The sequence below is a fragment of the Virgibacillus sp. MSJ-26 genome, assembly GCF_018918075.1.
Classification (GTDB): Bacteria; Bacillota; Bacilli; order Bacillales; family Amphibacillaceae; genus MSJ-26.
The window spans coordinates 15,363-33,728 of sequence record NZ_JAHLPW010000016.1 but is presented as its reverse complement, the minus strand read 5'-3'; the positions used below and the strand labels follow the sequence as shown (position 1 = coordinate 33,728).

The window sequence follows — 18,366 nt, the reverse complement described above, 5'->3', positions numbered from 1 at the left end:
AAATTGAAGCTTTGCTTGAGGAATTAAAACACGCTGAGAAGAGACTTAAAAAATCTTGAATGATAATTCATTGTAAATACTGTCATGGTATTTCAATATTTTAAAGAAAAAACAGGCAGTTAATAACTGCCCGTTTTTTATATGAATTACTTATTTTTCAATAGTAGTTACAACGCCTGATCCAACAGTACGTCCACCTTCACGGATAGAGAAACGTGTACCATCTTCAATAGCGATTGGTGAAATAAGCTCTACAGTCATTTCGATGTTATCGCCAGGCATTACCATTTCTACGCCTTCTGGAAGTTCAATAACTCCAGTTACATCAGTTGTACGGAAGTAGAACTGTGGGCGGTAGTTTTGGAAGAATGGAGTATGACGTCCACCTTCTTCTTTTGATAGAACATAAACTTCTGATTTGAAACGAGTGTGTGGAGTAATAGATCCTGGCTTAGCAAGAACTTGACCACGGCTGATATCTTCACGGTCTACACCACGTAATAGTGCACCAATGTTATCTCCAGCTTCAGCATAGTCTAGAAGCTTACGGAACATTTCAACACCAGTAACTGTTGTCTTCATAGCTGATTCGTTCATGCCGATGATTTCAACTTCTTCACCAACTTTAACTTGACCACGCTCAACACGACCTGTAGCAACTGTTCCACGACCAGTGATTGTGAATACGTCCTCAACAGGCATCATGAATGGCTTGTCAGTGTCACGCTCAGGAGTAGGGATATACTCATCAACAGCGTTCATTAGTTCAACAATCTTTTGCTCGTATTCTTCATCGCCTTCAAGTGCTTTAAGAGCAGAACCTGCAACTACTGGTACGTCATCACCTGGGAAGTCATACTCAGTTAGTAGGTCACGTACTTCCATTTCAACAAGCTCAAGAAGCTCTTCATCGTCAACCATGTCTGTTTTGTTAAGGAATACAACGATTGCAGGTACTCCAACGTTACGTGAAAGCAAGATGTGCTCACGAGTTTGTGGCATTGGGCCATCAGCAGAAGATACTACTAGAATAGCACCGTCCATTTGTGCAGCACCAGTAATCATGTTTTTAACATAGTCAGCGTGTCCTGGGCAGTCAACGTGTGCATAGTGACGAGTATCTGTCTCATACTCAACGTGGGATGTTGCAATTGTAATTCCACGTTCTTTTTCTTCTGGTGCACCATCGATTTGATCGTATGCCATAGCACCTTCAGTACCTTGGACTTTATGCATTACAGTTGTAATAGCAGCTGTTAATGTAGTTTTTCCATGGTCAACGTGACCGATTGTTCCAATATTTACGTGCGATTTAGAGCGATCGAATTTTTCTCTAGCCATTATAGTTCCTCCTTTAATAAGTAAAAGCATTTTTTAATATATTTTAACTAAGAAAAAGTCTGATATCGTTTCTTAGTCCTTAAATAATGTTATACTTCAGATTCGTAAAAAAATCAATTATTCACCAGCATTTTTCTTAATAATTTCTTCAGAAATGCTCTTCGGTACTTCTTCATAGTGGTCGAATACCATTGTGAAAGTTCCACGTCCTTGTGTGTTAGAACGTAATGCTGTTGCATAACCAAACATCTCAGAAAGTGGTACAAATCCTTTTACAAGTTGTGCAGGTCCACGTGCTTCCATACCTTCCACACGTCCGCGACGAGAAGTCACGTCACCCATAATGTCTCCCATGTACTCTTCCGGAATTACAATTTCAACTTTCATCATTGGTTCTAGAAGTACTGGATTACATTTGTCTTTGGCTGAACGAAGCGCCATTGAACCAGCAATTTTAAATGCCATTTCGTTAGAGTCAACATCATGATAACTTCCATCATATAGAGTTGCTTTGATGTCGATTAATGGGTATCCAGCTAATACACCATTTTCTGTTGCTTCTCTAATACCCTCTTCAACAGATGGAATGTATTCACGTGGTACAACCCCACCAACGATTTTATTTTCAAATTCAAATCCTGAACCTTCTTCACCAGGTTCAAACTCAACCCAAACGTGACCATATTGTCCACGTCCACCAGATTGACGAATGAATTTACCTTCAGCTTTTGCAGAACTGCGGAATGTTTCACGGTAAGCAACTTGTGGTGCTCCAACGTTAGCTTCCACTTTAAATTCTGCTTTTAGACGGTTAACAATAACATCTAGGTGAAGTTCACCCATTCCAGAAATAATTGTTTGACCTGTCTCAGCATTCGTTTCGGTTGTAAATGTCGGATCTTCTTCAGCTAATTTAGCTAAAGCAATCCCCATCTTATCTTGATCACCTTTAGTTTTCGGCTCAATTGCAACACCGATAACTGGTTCAGGGAATTCCATTGACTCTAAGATAACTGGGCTTTTCTCATCACAAAGTGTATCACCTGTTGCTGTATCTTTAAGCCCAACAGCAGCCGCGATATCACCACAGTGAATTGTTGAGATCTCTTCACGTGAGTTTGCGTGCATTTGTAGAATTCTACCTACACGTTCACGTTTATCTTTTACTGAGTTAAGAACATAAGAACCAGAATCCAATGTCCCTGAGTAAACACGGAAGAATGTAAGCTTACCAACATATGGGTCTGTCATTACTTTAAAAGCTAATGCAGAGAACGGTGCTTTATCGTCTGCCTCACGTGTTGTCTCTTCGTCAGTACCTGGTAGGATACCTTCGATTGGTGGTACATCAGTTGGCGCTGGAAGATATTCGATAACTCCGTCAAGAAGAAGTTGAACACCTTTGTTTTTAAATGCTGAACCGCAGAATACAGGATAAAACTCAACATCTAATGTAGCCTGGCGAATTGCTTGTTTAAGCTCTTCATTGGTGATTTCTTCACCTTCTAGGTATTTCATCATTAGATCTTCATTTACATCTGCTACAGATTCGATTAGATCTCCACGTAGTTTTTCTGCTTGTTCTTTGTATTCGTCAGGAATTTCACGTGCTTCATCTCTTGTTCCTAAATCATCAAGGTAGAAGTGTGCTTCCATTTCAATCAAGTCAATAATTCCGTCAAATTCATCTTCAGCACCAATTGGCATCTGAATAGGATGAGCGTTTGCTCCAAGACGGTCTTTTAAAGTGCTTGTTGCATAAAGAAAGTCAGCACCGATTTTATCCATTTTGTTAATAAATACTACTCTTGGTACACCATAAGTCGTTGCTTGACGCCATACTGTTTCAGTCTGTGGTTCAACACCTGACTGAGCATCAAGAACAGTTACCGCACTATCAAGTACGCGAAGTGAACGCTCAACTTCAACTGTAAAGTCCACGTGACCTGGTGTATCGATAATATTAATGCGGTGGTTCTTCCATTGAGCTGTTGTCGCAGCAGAAGTGATTGTTATACCACGTTCTTGCTCTTGCTCCATCCAGTCCATTTGTGAAGCACCTTCATGTGTTTCTCCAATTTTATGAATGCGTCCTGTATAGAAAAGAATACGCTCAGTTGTAGTGGTTTTACCTGCATCAATGTGAGCCATAATACCAATGTTGCGTGTCTTTTCCAAGGAGAACTCTCTTGCCATGTATTCTTCTCCTTTCTAACATATATATTTTTATAATTATTTAATGAATTACCAACGATAGTGAGCAAATGCTTTGTTAGCTTCTGCCATTTTATGCAATTCTTCACGTTTTCTTACTGCGGCTCCTGTGTTATTAGAAGCATCTAGAATTTCATTCGCTAGACGCTCTTCCATTGATTTTTCACCGCGAAGACGTGAATAGTTAACAATATAACGTAAGCCTAGAGCTTGACGTCGTTCTGGACGAACTTCCATCGGTACTTGGTAGTTTGATCCACCAACACGACGTGCCCTAACTTCAAGTACAGGCATAACATTCTTCATTGCTTGTTCAAATACTTCCATTGCATTTTGACCGCTTCTTTCTTGAACAAGTTCAAAAGCTTTATAAAGTAACTTTTGTGCTTTACCTCGCTTACCATCTATCATGATTTGGTTAATTAAACGAGTCACTAATTTTGAATTATAAAGTGGATCTGGTAAGACATCGCGCTTAGGTACTGGTCCTTTACGTGGCATATGTCCCCCTCCTTTCTTTCAATTTGAGTTGCTATATGCTTATTTCTTAGGTTTTTTAGCTCCGTATTTAGAACGTCCTTGCATACGTCCTTCAACACCAGCAGCATCAAGTGCTCCACGAACAACGTGATAACGAACACCAGGTAAGTCTTTAACACGACCTCCACGTAGTAATACTACACTGTGTTCTTGTAGATTGTGTCCAATACCTGGGATGTAAGCTGTTACCTCCATGTTGTTAGAAAGACGCACACGTGCATATTTACGTAGTGCTGAGTTCGGTTTCCTAGGAGTCAATGTACCAACACGGGTACATACACCACGTTTTTGTGGCGAATTAACAGTCGTAACTTTCTTCTTAAAAGTATTGTAGTTTCTGCTCAATGCTGGTGAGTCAGATGCTTTTGACTTGCTTACACGACCTTTACGAATAAGTTGGTTAATTGTAGGCATATTATTTCCCCCTTCCCTTAGTTGGTTATTAATTATAAAACTAGGTAATAAGTTGTTTTTTGTAAGACCACACATCCAGGTGGTTCATTTAAAATCAAAAAAACAGGGCTTTCGCAAGTTTTTACTGCCAAGGCCATTATTTCCTTATCGCAACCGTTGACGTAGCAACATCTATGCCACAGGCGGCTCCTAGTCTTTTCTTAGAGTTCACTTTAAGACATTGAATGTCCAGTACTTCAGCTAGTTGTTCTACTTGGCTTGTTATAAACTGATCAGCATCTTCAGCTATAATAACTTCACTTATTTCGTCATTTTTCATAGCTTTAAGGGTTTCTTTAAGCCCGATGACTATTTTAGATCTGACTGCAGCCACTTTTTCATAAGACATACTATATCCTCCAAAGTAACAGTCACGTTTCGAAGTACCTTGAATATATTATCACTGTTATTTTTTAATGTCAACCTATAATTGATAGAAATCGTGATTTATTAAATTAAAAATTGAATTAGGAAAAGAAATCGGAGAGAAATTCATCCGATTTCTTTTCCTGAATCACTATTTGAAAAGTCGCTTTCGCTTTTCTTATTGTCTAGCTACAGCGACTACCTCCTCGAGGACTTAAGCAGTTAATCTCTGTGGCATAAAACCGCCACGACGATTCCTTGCTTAAGCTTGTCGGAGGTGACCAAGTCGCTTTCGCTTTTCTTATCTCACTGTTTCTTCTGTTTCCACTGCTTCTTGAGTATCCTCTTCTGTCACGTCTACGCTTGGAACTTCAATTTTACGATATCTTTGCATTCCCGTACCTGCTGGCACAAGTTTACCGATAATGACGTTCTCTTTTAATCCAAGAAGTTTATCCTGCTTTCCTTTAATAGCTGCATCTGTTAGGACACGTGTTGTCTCCTGGAATGAAGCAGCTGATAAGAATGAATCCGTTTCAAGCGACGCTTTCGTAATTCCGAGTAAAACAGGTTTTCCAACAGCTGGTTGCAGCTCTTTAGAAAGTGTTTTTTGGTTGGCTTCTTTAAATTGATGAACTTCAAGCAATGAACCAGGAAGAACATCTGTATCACCAGCATCAACGACACGGATTTTACGTAGCATTTGACGAACCATAACTTCGACGTGTTTATCACCGATTTCAACACCTTGCATACGGTAAACACGTTGAACTTCACGTAACAGGTATTGTTGAACTCCTTCAACGCCTTTAACACGTAAGAGTTCTTTAGGATCAATTGACCCTTCAGTTAATCTTTGTCCTGCTTCAACATCATCACCAACAGTCACTTTTAGACGAGCGTTATACGGCACGGTATACTTTTTCTCTTCCACATCACCTTGGATGACGATTTCATGTTTATCTTTAATTTCCTCAATTTCTTGAACTTTTCCATGGATTTCTGTAATGACAGCTTTACCTTTAGGGTTTCTCGCTTCAAACAACTCTTGAATACGCGGTAAACCTTGAGTAATATCGTCTCCAGCAACTCCACCCGTGTGGAAAGTACGCATTGTAAGCTGTGTACCTGGTTCTCCAATAGACTGAGCAGCGATGATTCCAACTGCTTCGCCGACTTCAACCTCGTCACCAGTTGCAAGGTTTCTACCGTAACACTTCTTACATACTCCATGTTTTGTGTTACAAGTAAAGGCACTGCGAATGGTTGCTTCTTCGATGCCTGCATCAATAACTTGTTTTGCTTGATCCTCAGAAATCACTTCATCCGCTTCAACAATGACTTCACCTGTTTGTGGGTCTTTAATTGTTTCAAACAACGTACGGCCGACTAAACGATCAAGTAATGGTTCAATGACCTCAGCACCTTCTGTCAATGTCGTTACTTTCAAACCACGGTCTGTGCCGCAATCTGTTTCACGTACAATAACATCCTGAGCAACATCAACAAGTCTTCTTGTTAGATAACCTGAGTCCGCTGTCTTAAGTGCTGTATCCGCCAATCCTTTACGCGCTCCGTGTGTAGAAATAAAGTACTCTAGAACTGTTAAACCTTCACGGAAACTTGATTTAATAGGTAATTCAATAATACGTCCAGCCGGGTTAGCCATTAGTCCACGCATTCCTGCAAGTTGCGTAAAATTGGACGGGTTACCTCTTGCACCAGAGTCACTCATCATATATATAGGATTTAAATGGTCAAGTGAGTCCATCAATTTATCTTGAATATCATCTTTAACCTGTGACCAGATTGAGATAACTCGATCATAACGCTCTTCCTCCGTAATTAAACCACGGCGGAACTGTTTTAACACGTTATCAACTTTCTTTTCACCTTCATCAAGCATTTTTTGCTTTTCTGGTAAAACGACAATATCAGATACACCTACAGTCATACCGGCTCTTGTCGAATAGCTAAATCCTAAATCCTTCATGCGATCAAGCATTTTAGAAGTTTCACTGATTTTGAATTTCTTGAAAATCTCAGCAATTATATCGCCTAAGAACCCTTTCTTAAATGGTGTATTTACCTCTTGATTTTTAATAACTTCTTTCACATCAACACCATGTTCGATGAAAAATCTGTCTGGTGTACGCTCTTCTAGGTTAGAACGTGTAGGTTCATTAATGAATGGAAATGAATCCGGTAAAATTTCATTAAAAATCAACTTACCTACTGTCGTCATCAACAATTTCTTCTGTTGTTCGTCAGTAAAGGTTTCGTTGTGTAACCCTTCAGCTTTAATCGCTATACGTGTATGCAAATGTACATAACCATTTTGATAAGCCATTAAGGCCTCATTAACATCTTTGAAAATGCGCCCTTCACCTAATGCGCCTTCTCTTTCTAGGGTTAAATAATAGTTACCAAGTACCATATCCTGAGAAGGGGTTACAACTGGCTTTCCATCCTTAGGGTTTAGTATATTTTGAGCAGATAGCATTAAAATACGTGCTTCCGCTTGCGCTTCTGCAGATAATGGCACGTGCACAGCCATTTGGTCCCCGTCAAAGTCCGCATTATAAGCAGTACATACAAGTGGGTGTAAACGAATAGCTCGGCCTTCAACCAACGTAGGTTCAAAAGCTTGAATCCCTAATCTATGCAATGTTGGTGCACGGTTTAATAAGACTGGATGCTCTTTAATTACTTCTTCTAGAACATCCCATACTTCTGGATTTACCCGTTCTATTTTTCTCTTAGCTGATTTAATGTTATGAGCAACACCTTTTTCAACTAATTCTTTCATTACGAACGGCTTAAACAATTCCAGTGCCATTTCCTTCGGCAATCCACACTGGTACATCTTTAAGTGAGGACCAACAACGATAACAGAACGACCTGAGTAGTCTACACGTTTACCAAGTAGGTTTTGACGAAAACGTCCTTGCTTCCCTTTCAACATATGGGATAAAGACTTCAACGGACGGTTCCCAGGCCCTGTTACTGGGCGACCACGACGACCGTTATCTATTAAAGCATCAACAGATTCTTGGAGCATACGTTTTTCGTTTTGCACAATAATTCCTGGTGCGCCTAAATCAAGCAATCTTTTTAGACGGTTATTACGGTTAATAACCCGACGATAAAGATCATTCAAATCAGATGTTGCAAAACGACCACCATCAAGTTGAACCATTGGTCTAATCTCTGGTGGGATGACTGGCAAGACATCTAGAACCATCCAAGACGTATCATTACCAGAATTACGAAAAGCCTCCATAACTTCTAATCTTCTGATGGCACGTGTACGACGTTGGCCAGTTACGGTTTTCAACTCTTCTTTTAATGCGTCAACTTCTTTATCTAAATCTATATCTTGTAACAGTTTACGAATTGCTTCGGCACCCATGTCTGCCTTAAAGGAACTACCGTACTTTTCATAGTATGCTCGGTATTCTTTTTCAGAAAGGAGCTGCTTTTTCTCAAGAGGTGTATTTCCTGGTTCTGTAACAATATAGGCTGCGAAATAGATTACTTCTTCTAAAGCTCTTGGAGACATATCTAAGATAAGTCCCATGCGGCTGGGTATCCCTTTAAAATACCAGATGTGAGAGACTGGTGCGGCCAGTTCAATGTGAGCCATCCTCTCTCGACGTACTTTTGCTTTAGTTACTTCTACTCCACAACGATCACAAACAACACCTTTATATCTTACTCGTTTATATTTTCCACAATGACATTCCCAATCCTTTTGCGGACCAAAAATACGTTCACAGAACAATCCATCTTTTTCTGGCTTAAGAGTACGATAATTAATGGTTTCTGGTTTCTTTACCTCTCCATATGACCAGGAACGGATTTTTTCCGGTGAAGCTAAACCGATCTTCATAGACTCAAAATTATTTACATCTAACAAGGGTCTACCTCCCTTTTAATGTGTGCGATTCTGAATTAATTTAAATTTATATAAATAAAGATGAGATTGAGACAAAACTAAGTAATTCTTCAAAAGCGTAACATCGCACGCAGAAAAAGTGATTTCCTTTTTCAAGGAGTCTACGTATTTTTCATACGCTGACTTAAAAAGTGTATATTAAAAGAAATATCCCTTAATACATTCGCTTTACATTACTTATGCCTCAGTCTCAAATCTTTATATTATTGTTCTACTTCTAAGTTCAATTTACTGGCTGTTTGTGAATCATCATCTTCTAATTCGCGAATCTCAATTTCTTCCTCATCACTTGAAAGAATTTTGACATCCATACCTAAGCTTTGAAGTTCCTTAATAAGAACTTTAAATGATTCTGGCACTCCAGCTTCGGGTACATTTTCACCTTTAACAATTGATTCATAAGTTTTCACACGTCCAACCACATCATCTGATTTGACGGTTAGTATTTCTTGCAGTGTATAAGCTGCACCATAAGCTTCTAGCGCCCAAACTTCCATTTCTCCAAAACGCTGACCACCAAACTGGGCTTTACCACCTAATGGTTGTTGAGTTACCAAAGAGTATGGTCCAGTGGAGCGTGCATGTAACTTGTCATCAACCATATGGGCAAGTTTAAGCATATACATGATTCCAACCGACACTCGGTTATCAAATGGCTCTCCTGTTCTTCCATCATAGAGAACGGTTTTAGCATCACGTGACATGCCTGCCTCTTCCAGGGTTTCCCATACATCTTGTTCAGTTGCACCATCAAATACAGGTGTTGCAACATGAATGCCCAATTCCCTAGCTGCAATACCTAGATGTAATTCAAATACCTGTCCGATGTTCATACGTGAAGGGACACCTAGTGGATTTAACATAACATCAATTGGTGTACCATCTGGTAAGAACGGCATATCTTCTTCAGGTAAGATTTTAGAAATAACACCCTTGTTCCCGTGGCGACCAGCCATCTTATCTCCCTCAGCTATTTTACGCTTCTGAACAATATAGACGCGAACAAGCTGATTTACACCTGGTGATAGTTCATCGCCATCTTCTCTGTTAAATACTTTAACATCATGGACGATTCCACCTGCACCATGCGGTACTCTTAGTGATGTATCCCGTACCTCACGTGCTTTCTCACCAAAGATGGCATGTAATAGACGTTCTTCAGCAGATAACTCTGTCACTCCTTTAGGGGTGACTTTACCAACTAAAATGTCACCATCAGTCACTTCCGCACCCACACGGATAATTCCACTTTCGTTCAAGTTTTTAAGTGCATCTTCTCCAACGTTTGGAATATCTCTTGTGATTTCTTCAGGTCCGAGTTTCGTATCACGAGCTTCCGATTCATATTCTTCAATATGAATTGAAGTATAGGCATCGTTTTTAACAAATCTTTCACTCATAATGATGGCATCCTCATAGTTATAACCTTCCCAAGTCATAAAGCCTACAAGAACATTACGTCCTAAAGCGAGTTCACCTTTTTCCATTGATGGACCATCTGCTAAAATTTCACCTTTAGTGACGCGGTCACCTTTTGCGACAATCGGACGCTGATTATAACATGTACCCTGGTTTGAACGAATGTATTTCTCTAGTCGGTAATGATCAACATCACCTTTAACTTCCTTGCCATCTACCTCAGACACACGTCTAACAATTACTTTTTTCGCTTCTACGTGTTCCACGACACCGTCATTCCGACAAATAATTGCAGCACCCGAATCTTTTCCGGATACATATTCCATACCAGTTCCTACGATAGGTGACTCAGGATCTAACAGTGGTACCGCTTGACGCTGCATATTCGCTCCCATAAGAGCACGGTTAGAGTCATCGTTCTCTAGAAATGGAACACATGCCGTTGCCGCTGATACCACTTGTTTTGGTGATACGTCCATGTAATCAATTTGATCACGAGGAACAGCTGTGTTTTCACCACGAAAACGAGCAATAACTTCTTCAGCCACAAAACTACCATCCTCATCTAAATGAGCGTTGGCTTGAGCAACAACGTATTGATCCTCTTCATCAGCCGTTAAATAGTCAATGGTTGCAGTCACTTTATTTGTATCAGGATCAACCCGACGATAAGGTGTTTCAATGAAACCAAATTTATTTACTTTCGCATAACTTGATAAAGAGTTAATTAATCCGATGTTCGGTCCCTCTGGTGTTTCAATCGGACACATACGGCCGTAATGTGAGTAGTGTACGTCACGGACCTCAAAGCCAGCTCTCTCACGCGTCAGACCTCCAGGCCCTAATGCTGATAGACGACGCTTATGTGTCAGTTCCGCAAGTGGATTTGTTTGATCCATAAACTGGGATAGCTGCGAACTACCAAAGAATTCTTTAATTGAAGCTATAACCGGACGAATATTGATTAACTGTTGTGGTGTAATGCTTGATGTGTCTTGAATAGACATACGCTCACGCACAACTCTTTCCATACGGGAGAGGCCGATCCGGAATTGGTTTTGCAGTAATTCTCCAACAGAGCGAAGACGTCGATTACCTAAGTGATCGATATCATCTGTATTACCGACTCTGTGCAGTAAGTTGAAAAAGTAACTGATGGATGACAAGATATCTGCCGGTGTAATATTCTTAACATCTGAATCAATCGATGCATTACCGATTACATTTAGAACTCTTTCACCTTCAGGATCCGTTGGGTCGAATATTTTAACCATCTGGACATGAACCGGTTCTTCCAAAACAGCCTCATCAAGTTCATAAATTGTTTCACCTAGTTTATCTTCCTCTTGTTCTAGGTACGGAATAATCTTGTTAAGTAGCTTCCGCTCTAATTTATCACCTTTTTGAGCTAATACTTCACCAGTTTCAGGATCAACAATTGGCTCAGCTAGCACCTGGTTAAATAAGCGATTTACAATATTCAACTTCTTATTCATCTTGTAACGACCAACTGGAGCTAAATCATATCGTTTAGGATCAAAAAATCGTGAATATAATAAACTTCTAGCATTCTCAACTGTAGGTGGCTCACCTGGACGCAAACGTTCGTATATCTCAAGTAAGGCCTTCTCAGTTGTCTCGGTGTTATCCTTTTCTAATGTATTAATTAGGTATTCATTTTCACCAATCAAGTCAATAATCTCTTGATCTGTACTAAACCCTAAAGCACGTAGTAAGGCTGTGATGGGAAGCTTTCTTGTTCTATCAATACGTACATGAGCTACATCTCTTGCATCAGTTTCAAATTCCATCCAAGCACCACGGTTAGGTATAACGGTGGCCGTTATGCCTCTTTTGCCGTTTTTATCAAATTTCTCACTATAATAAACGCTTGGCGAGCGAACGAGTTGCGATACAATGACACGTTCAGCTCCATTAATGATAAACGTTCCTGTATCAGTCATAAGTGGAAAATCTCCCATGAAGACTTCCTGCTCTTTGACTTCGCCTGTTTCATTGTTAATTAAGCGAACTTTAACACGTAGTGGCGCGTTATAAGTCACATCCCTTTCTTTAGATTCCTCGACTGGATACTTAGGTTCTCCTAAACTATAATCGACGAATTCTAAAGATAGGTTGCCAGTAAAGTCTTCAATTGGCGAGATGTCCTTAAACATCTCTCGCAAGCCTTCCTCTAGAAACCACTGATAAGAAGCTGTTTGAATCTCAATTAAATTAGGTAACTCTAATACTTCACTGATACGCGCATAACTTCTACGCTGCCGGTGTCGTCCATATTGAACTAGTTGACCTGCCAACTGCTTCACCTCTCAAATCTGATGCTTTTTTATTATGTGAAATAGATTATCTAACTCACATAAGATTAAGTATTTATTTTAAAATGCAAACTTTTTCATTAAATTTAAAGTTTACATTTTCTTATAACTGTAAAAACCTTTAAAAACAGACTAAACATAAAAGCCTGTTCTGACCATGGGATTCACAAAGTCGTATGCAAGATTAAACTAATTACTAGCAAGATGAATTATCATCAATTTGACAAAGGACCCACTTGCCAACGAACAGATAATAAGTTATCATTTAAAAATAGAAAAAGGTTTTTATCAACCTCTCACCATCTCATACTATAAGGAACCGCTTGGAAGTTTACACTCCCCTCTAATGACAAAAGGCAATAATTGATGTTATCTCAGAAATCTTAAAGACATCTTTAAAACAACACAAATATTGCTTTCCATTTTTTAGACATTTTATCATTCTTTCCACCCATGGCTTTTTTATACTTGTTTTGTGTTAAAGTCTCCATGACGGAAATGTTCCATGTTAGCATTATATTATACTATCACAACTGGAATATAGGGTCAAACTTTTCCTGCTAGTTTATAGTTCGCCATTAAAATTCAACACTTACTTCGCATTGCTCTTAAAATATAATATCCTTTACTACGATCAATTACGTCTACTTTTTCAAATAGCGTACTCAGTTTCTTCTTTGCAGAAGGTGCACCTTGCTTCTTTTGAATGACAACCCATAACTCTCCACCAGGTTCTAAAGCCTGATGACTCTCATCAAAAATAGCATGGACAACTTTCTTTCCCGCTCGGATAGGAGGGTTAGTCAAAATAGCAGCAAACTGGTGGGCGTCAAGCTCAGAAAAAAGATCACTTTGAATAAGCGATACATTCTGGATATGATTTTGTTCCAAATTACGATTTGCTAAGTTTAATGCACGTTCGTTCACGTCGGTCATATAAACTTGACGATTTGGATAACTTCCAGCAATTGAAATGCCAATTGGTCCATAGCCACACCCTAAATCCAGGAAGTTTCCTCCAACTGTAGGTTCTTCAAAATTCTCGATCAGTAGTCTAGATCCGTAATCCACTTCATTTTTTGAGAATACGCCGACATCACTTGTAAATGAATAAGTCTTATTTCGTAATTTATATTTCCACGTCTTGGGTGAACTTTTTGATTGGGGTTGTTGGGAAAAGTAATGCTCTGTCATTTTACACCTACTTTATGACGTATTGGCTTAGTGAAGGTTTAAATAAATCGATTAAGGCGGATATTTAAGTAAATTAAAGCTCGTCGTTAAGTGTATCGACGAGCTTTAATTTATCAAACAAGCTTACTTAACTTCTACGCCAGCGCCTGCTTCTTCTAGTTTTCCTTTTACTTCTTCAGCTTCTTCTTTACTTACGCCTTCTTTAATCGCTTTAGGGGCGTTATCTACCATATCTTTAGCGTCTTTTAGGCCAAGACCTGTAATTTCACGAACTGCTTTAACAACTTTAATTTTAGAAGCACCTGCATCGTTAAGAACAACATCAAATTCTGTTTGTTCTTCAGCTGCTTCACCGCCGCCTGCTCCACCTGCTACGGCAACTGGTGCTGCTGCAGTTACTCCGAATTCTTCTTCAATTGCTTTAACTAAGTCGTTCAATTCAAGAACTGACATTTCTTTAATTGCATCAATAATTTGTTCTTTAGTCATGTCTATTTCCTCCTGATTTTTAATTTTAATTTATTTTTACCGTAAAGAATTACTCAGCATCTTCGCCTTGTTCTTCTTTTTCATCTGCAATAGCTTTTGTTGCATAAGCAAGATTACGAATAGGTGCTTGTAACACGCTAAGCAACATAGATACCATTCCTTCGTATCCTGGAAGTTCAGCAAGTTCTTTAATCTGATCTAGAGTTGCAATTTCACCTTCGATAATGCCTCCTTTAATTTCAAGGGCGTCATGTTCTTTCGCGAAATTGTTAAGGATTTTAGCCGGTGCGATAACATCGTCTTCGCTAAATGCAATTGCTGTTGGTCCGACTAATGTTTCATTCAATTCACTTAGTTCTGCTTTATCAGCAGCACGGCGAGACATAGTATTTTTATATACTTTAAAATCAACACCTGCATCACGTAATTGTTTACGTAAATCTGTAACAGCAGCTACATCCAGACCACGATAGTTAACCAACACTGTTGTTTGGCTAGCTTTAAATTTTTCAGTGATCTCTTCAACTACTTGCTTTTTCTTTTCAATAACGTTAGACATACATCCACCTCCTAAGAATTTAATTATTATACCGTACATCAAAGGATAAACATCTGACGAGTCAAGTCCATTAAAAAAGCCTCCATGTAGACATGAAGGCTCTTATATAACAAATAACATGCATATATTTGTTCATAAACACCTCGGTAGGCTATTAAGCATTATCTGCTCCTACTGTCTACGGTACAACATATTTATTTTTAACGAATATAAGTTTAACTAACCCTTAAGCAAATGTCAAGAATTAATTATGACGTAGATGATAAGTATCTACTATGAACGTAAATATTCAGAAGCATCTACTTTGATACCAGGGCCCATCGTTGAAGTAACAGAAACGTTTTTTACATAGTTACCTTTAAGTGAATGTGGGCGTGCTTTTGCGAGCGTATCTGTAATTGCTTCAAAGTTTTCAATTAGTTTTTCATTATCAAAAGAAGCTTTTCCAATCGGTACATGAACATTACCAGATTTATCTACGCGATACTCCACTTTACCGGCTTTAATATCTTTAACAGCTTTTTCAACTTCGAAAGTTACTGTGCCAGTTTTAGGGTTTGGCATTAAACCTTTAGGTCCTAGAACACGACCAAGTTTTCCAACTTCACCCATCATATCTGGTGTAGCAACAATCACATCAAAATCAAACCATCCTTGATTAATTTTGTTAATAAGTTCTTGGTCACCAACGTAGTCAGCGCCTGCTGCTTCAGCTTCTTTTAGCTTCTCACCTTTCGCGAATACAAGAACACGCTGCGTTTTACCAGTACCATGTGGTAGAACCATCGCACCGCGGATTTGTTGATCCGCCTTCTTAGTGTCAACACCTAAACGATAAGCTGCTTCGACAGTTTCATCAAAGTTAGCTTTTGCTGTTTCTTTTAATACTTCAATAGCTTCTTTTATATCATAAACTTTTGAACGATCAACTAGCTTTTCAGCCGTTTGATATCTTTTACCTTTTTTAGCCATTTTAATCCTCCTCTATTGTGGTGATAACGGTTATACCTCCCACTTACAGAAACCGGTTGTTTCTGTAAACCTCACATACATGGGCAAATCAATAGGCTGCGAAAGAAATACTACCGCAACCTATTTATATTCAGGTTCATTAGTCTTCGATTGTAATTCCCATGCTGCGAGCGGTTCCTTCAACCATACGCATGGCTGCTTCAACATCAGCAGCGTTTAAATCTTGCATTTTTAATTCAGCAATTTCTTTTACTTTATCACGTTTTACCGTTGCAACTTTAGTTTTGTTCGGCTCACCGGACGCTTTGTCGATACCTGCTGCATCTTTCAACAAAATAGCAGCTGGTGGAGTTTTAGTGATAAATGTGAATGAACGGTCTTCAAACACCGTAATTTCTACTGGGATAATCATTCCAGCTTGATCTTGTGTTTGCGCGTTAAACTCTTTACAGAAACCCATGATGTTAATACCTGCTTGACCTAATGCTGGTCCAACTGGCGGTGCTGGGTTTGCTTTCCCTGCTGGGATTTGTAGTTTAATTTCATTAATTACTTTTTTAGCCACGAAACACACCTCCTTAGTTCGTGATGTGGTCACAGGGGACTTGTCCCCTCCCACTCATGTTTTCTCTGACACAATGTTTAATTTGTGACGAATAACAAAAGAATTTTAGCATGAAAATAAGAATAATGCAAGTGTTTCTTTCGGGTTCCAGCTGATAAACGTATCCATTAAAGTTTTTCGATTTGCGAAAAGTCTAATTCAACTGGGGTATCTCTTCCAAACATATTGACATGTACTTTTACTTTTTGTTTATCTACATCAATATTTTCAATTGTTCCTGTAAAGTTGGAGAATGGTCCATCTGTGACACGAACGTTTTCTTTTACTTCAAAGTCAATATGGACTGTGGATTCGGTCATCCCCATTCGCTTTAATATGGAATCTACTTCGTCTGGTAATAATGGGGTTGGTTTTGTTCCTCCCCCACTAGAACCGAGGAAGCCAGTTACACCTGGTGTATTTCTTACTACATACCAAGAATCATCCGTCATAACCATTTCTGCTAAAACATAGCCTGGAAAGAATTTTTTCTTAGAAACTTTCTTTTTACCATCTTTAATTTCTGTTTCTTCTTCTTCGGGTACAATCACACGGAAAATCTTATCCTCCATTCCCATCGTTTCAACTCGCTTAAGCAAATTCGTCATTACCTTATTTTCATAACCTGAATAAGTATGAACTACATACCATTGTTTCTCCATACATCATAGGACAAATATAATTGCCCATTCCCTCCCTTAACGATTGTTGTATAACTCATATTTTAATTACTAGTTCTCCAAAATTTTAATAAATCTCAATTTACCACTTCTTGTGAAGTTGATATAAACTGCGACGGAATTTCAACGAAGACTCTCTTCCCACCCTTTTAAAGTAAGCGGTAATCCAAACGCTACGGAAAAAACGCTACGCTTTCCGTGGGCGGCTGTTGAGCCTCCTCGAGCTACGCTTTGCGAGGTCTCATCTAGGCCTCTGGGACTGCGCTAAATGCTCGTCCCACCGAAAACATTAGCTCCCACAAAGGTTTTCGGTGGGGCGATGCTTGCTGCAGCCCCAGGAGTCTCCGCATTTTTTCCTCCGCTTATAGCAGTTATAGTAGTTGTCTCTCGTGATATGAAGATGTCTGTAATAATCAATCTTAGTAAGAAATGCCTTATTGCAAATTGCAGAGTCCATAATAGCGTAGGCAGAATACGAAAACTCCTCGAAAATACAAAACAATTTTCTTCGTGCGATGTAATGCTTCGAAGCTTTCCTTGTCCTATGGGAATAGCGCGAATCTGAAGACCCCGCAGAGTGGTTTCCTCGAGAAGGCTGAAGTCGTGCCCATGGAAAGCGAAGTATTCTGCCGAAGCGAGGTGCACGCACTCAATTTTCAAGGATTAAAATAATCAAATAACTAATCTTCACTGTGTCGCAGTTTATGGATAATACGCACCTAACAATTTCCCAATATTTCACTAAGTCTATTCACTAGTAAAAAAACACAATAATAAAAAACCCGTAAGACGGGTTTTTTCGTTTCTTTTATTTATCTACATTATAGCATAAACTTAATTAAATTATTCAATAAAAAGATTTATAACATATTTAAAAAGAAAGAGATAAGTGCATCAATGGCCGCAAAGAAAACTGCTATGAAAGCAACCGTTGCGATGACAGTAACCGTATAACTAGATAATTCCTTACCTGTTGGCCAGGTTACCTTTTTCATTTCTCTTGATACGTTTTTCAGAAACTTAAACATGCTTATACCCCCCGAAATCTAACCGAAAATGCATCTTTATTTAGTCTCACGGTGCAACGTGTGTGTCCCACATGTTTTACAAAACTTTTGTACTTCTAGTCGTGTGGGGTTGGTTGAAGCATTTTTATTTGTTGAATAGTTCCTACTTGAACAAATTGCACACGCTAATGTAATTTTTTTACCCATTATATATCACCCCATTGAAGGGTTTTC

At 39.0% G+C, this 18,366-nt stretch carries 15 protein-coding genes and 1 other annotated feature; all 15 genes read right to left on the bottom strand.

Annotation, left to right across the window (positions count from 1 at the left end):
* Window positions 1-150: 150 nt before the first annotated feature.
* Window positions 151-1,341 carry an elongation factor Tu gene (gene tuf / locus KQI49_RS14325; RefSeq protein ID WP_216489991.1) on the bottom strand — a complete coding sequence of 397 codons (1,191 nt, stop codon included), beginning with the start codon at window positions 1,339-1,341 and terminating at the stop codon, window positions 151-153.
* Between the two features lie 117 nt (window positions 1,342-1,458).
* Entirely contained in the window at window positions 1,459-3,537 is a 2,079-nt protein-coding gene (fusA, locus tag KQI49_RS14320; protein ID WP_216489989.1) for an elongation factor G, read from the bottom strand.
* A gap of 48 nt (window positions 3,538-3,585) precedes the next feature.
* Window positions 3,586-4,056, bottom strand: coding sequence for a 30S ribosomal protein S7 (rpsG, locus tag KQI49_RS14315; RefSeq protein ID WP_216489987.1), 471 nt, complete (start codon window positions 4,054-4,056; stop codon window positions 3,586-3,588).
* A 39-nt stretch (window positions 4,057-4,095) separates the two neighbouring features.
* Entirely contained in the window at window positions 4,096-4,509 is a 414-nt protein-coding gene (gene rpsL / locus KQI49_RS14310) for a 30S ribosomal protein S12 (protein ID WP_216489985.1), read from the bottom strand.
* A gap of 136 nt (window positions 4,510-4,645) precedes the next feature.
* Complete coding sequence (locus KQI49_RS14305; RefSeq protein ID WP_216489983.1) at window positions 4,646-4,897, bottom strand: ribosomal L7Ae/L30e/S12e/Gadd45 family protein; 252 nt, start codon at window positions 4,895-4,897, stop codon at window positions 4,646-4,648.
* Between the two features lie 318 nt (window positions 4,898-5,215).
* A complete protein-coding gene (rpoC, locus tag KQI49_RS14300; RefSeq protein WP_216489981.1) occupies window positions 5,216-8,833 on the bottom strand; it encodes a DNA-directed RNA polymerase subunit beta' in 3,618 nt (1,205 codons plus the stop codon).
* Between the two features lie 242 nt (window positions 8,834-9,075).
* Window positions 9,076-12,609: a DNA-directed RNA polymerase subunit beta gene (gene rpoB, locus KQI49_RS14295; protein ID WP_216489979.1), complete on the bottom strand. Its 3,534-nt coding sequence runs from the start codon at window positions 12,607-12,609 to the stop codon at window positions 9,076-9,078.
* A gap of 603 nt (window positions 12,610-13,212) precedes the next feature.
* On the bottom strand, window positions 13,213-13,821 hold the full coding sequence (locus tag KQI49_RS14290; RefSeq protein WP_216489978.1) for a class I SAM-dependent methyltransferase: 609 nt from the start codon (window positions 13,819-13,821) through the stop codon (window positions 13,213-13,215).
* A 123-nt stretch (window positions 13,822-13,944) separates the two neighbouring features.
* Complete coding sequence (rplL, locus tag KQI49_RS14285) at window positions 13,945-14,310, bottom strand: 50S ribosomal protein L7/L12 (protein ID WP_216489976.1); 366 nt, start codon at window positions 14,308-14,310, stop codon at window positions 13,945-13,947.
* Window positions 14,311-14,359: 49 nt separating this feature from the next.
* Window positions 14,360-14,869, bottom strand: a complete 510-nt coding sequence (gene rplJ, locus KQI49_RS14280) for a 50S ribosomal protein L10 (RefSeq protein ID WP_216489975.1) — start codon at window positions 14,867-14,869, stop codon at window positions 14,360-14,362.
* Window positions 14,870-14,932: 63 nt separating this feature from the next.
* Window positions 14,933-15,071 (bottom strand) — a sequence feature (ribosomal protein L10 leader region).
* Window positions 15,072-15,142: 71 nt separating this feature from the next.
* Window positions 15,143-15,841, bottom strand: a complete 699-nt coding sequence (rplA, locus tag KQI49_RS14275; protein ID WP_216489972.1) for a 50S ribosomal protein L1 — start codon at window positions 15,839-15,841, stop codon at window positions 15,143-15,145.
* A 139-nt stretch (window positions 15,842-15,980) separates the two neighbouring features.
* Window positions 15,981-16,406 (bottom strand): 50S ribosomal protein L11, encoded by a 426-nt coding sequence (rplK, locus tag KQI49_RS14270; protein ID WP_216489970.1) that lies wholly within the window; start codon window positions 16,404-16,406, stop codon window positions 15,981-15,983.
* Between the two features lie 167 nt (window positions 16,407-16,573).
* Entirely contained in the window at window positions 16,574-17,107 is a 534-nt protein-coding gene (gene nusG, locus KQI49_RS14265; protein ID WP_216489968.1) for a transcription termination/antitermination protein NusG, read from the bottom strand.
* An 878-nt stretch (window positions 17,108-17,985) separates the two neighbouring features.
* Entirely contained in the window at window positions 17,986-18,159 is a 174-nt protein-coding gene (gene secE / locus KQI49_RS14260) for a preprotein translocase subunit SecE (RefSeq protein WP_216490151.1), read from the bottom strand.
* Window positions 18,160-18,189: 30 nt separating this feature from the next.
* Window positions 18,190-18,339, bottom strand: coding sequence for a 50S ribosomal protein L33 (gene rpmG, locus KQI49_RS14255; protein WP_216489966.1), 150 nt, complete (start codon window positions 18,337-18,339; stop codon window positions 18,190-18,192).
* Between the last annotated feature and the right edge of the window lie 27 nt (window positions 18,340-18,366).

What these genes read in the sequence shown, in the direction of transcription:
- tuf (WP_216489991.1), bottom strand. Translation starts at nt 1,341, where the DNA reads ATGGCTAGAGAAAAATTCGATCGCTCTAAATCGCACGTAAATATTGGA.
- fusA (WP_216489989.1), bottom strand. Translation starts at nt 3,537, where the DNA reads ATGGCAAGAGAGTTCTCCTTGGAAAAGACACGCAACATTGGTATTATG.
- rpsG (WP_216489987.1), bottom strand. Translation starts at nt 4,056, where the DNA reads ATGCCACGTAAAGGACCAGTACCTAAGCGCGATGTCTTACCAGATCCA.
- rpsL (WP_216489985.1), bottom strand. Translation starts at nt 4,509, where the DNA reads ATGCCTACAATTAACCAACTTATTCGTAAAGGTCGTGTAAGCAAGTCA.
- KQI49_RS14305 (WP_216489983.1), bottom strand. Translation starts at nt 4,897, where the DNA reads ATGTCTTATGAAAAAGTGGCTGCAGTCAGATCTAAAATAGTCATCGGG.
- KQI49_RS14290 (WP_216489978.1), bottom strand. Translation starts at nt 13,821, where the DNA reads ATGACAGAGCATTACTTTTCCCAACAACCCCAATCAAAAAGTTCACCC.
- rplL (WP_216489976.1), bottom strand. Translation starts at nt 14,310, where the DNA reads ATGACTAAAGAACAAATTATTGATGCAATTAAAGAAATGTCAGTTCTT.
- rplJ (WP_216489975.1), bottom strand. Translation starts at nt 14,869, where the DNA reads ATGTCTAACGTTATTGAAAAGAAAAAGCAAGTAGTTGAAGAGATCACT.
- rplA (WP_216489972.1), bottom strand. Translation starts at nt 15,841, where the DNA reads ATGGCTAAAAAAGGTAAAAGATATCAAACGGCTGAAAAGCTAGTTGAT.
- nusG (WP_216489968.1), bottom strand. Translation starts at nt 17,107, where the DNA reads ATGGAGAAACAATGGTATGTAGTTCATACTTATTCAGGTTATGAAAAT.
- rpmG (WP_216489966.1), bottom strand. Translation starts at nt 18,339, where the DNA reads ATGGGTAAAAAAATTACATTAGCGTGTGCAATTTGTTCAAGTAGGAAC.